Source organism: Bacillus sp. 01N45 (assembly GCF_056399205.1).
The window spans coordinates 1-413 of record NZ_JBFTQW010000060.1 but is presented as its reverse complement, the minus strand read 5'-3'; the positions used below and the strand labels follow the sequence as shown (position 1 = coordinate 413).

General features: G+C 68.5%; 1 protein-coding gene. It reads left to right on the top strand.

Annotation, left to right across the window (positions count from 1 at the left end):
- A partial coding sequence (locus AC1DMU_RS29725) for a hypothetical protein (protein ID WP_476941702.1) occupies positions 1 to 375 on the top strand: 375 nt, incomplete at its 5' end.
- Positions 376 to 413 lie beyond the last annotated feature (38 nt).

Below are 413 nucleotides of genomic sequence, written 5' to 3'. Positions count from 1 at the left end.
CATATAAGCAACGATCTTGCCGGGTCCGACCTGCAGTCGCAGCTGCTGGTACGGCTGACGACCGACGGCGGGTCCGCCATGATCCTCAAGCGCCTGTTGCTGGACGAGTGGATGCTGGCGCCGCTGCTGGTGCTGGCCGTGCTGTGGCGTCGGGTTCTGCAACGGCCGCTGGCCGCGGTGGCGCTGCTGGCCGCGCTGGGCTACATCGCCGTGCTTTTCCTGGTCTACCTGAGTACGCCGCAGGATCTGGCCTGGCATCTGCAGACCAGCGCCGTCCGGGTCCGTCAGCCCGTCGTGCTGCTGCTGTTCCTGGCGGCCACGGTTGCAGTCTGGCGGGCTGACCCGGCAGCGCCTGCCACGTCAGATCCACGGTGAATCCGGCGGCGTTGCAGGCTCCTGGTGCGGCGCACTCC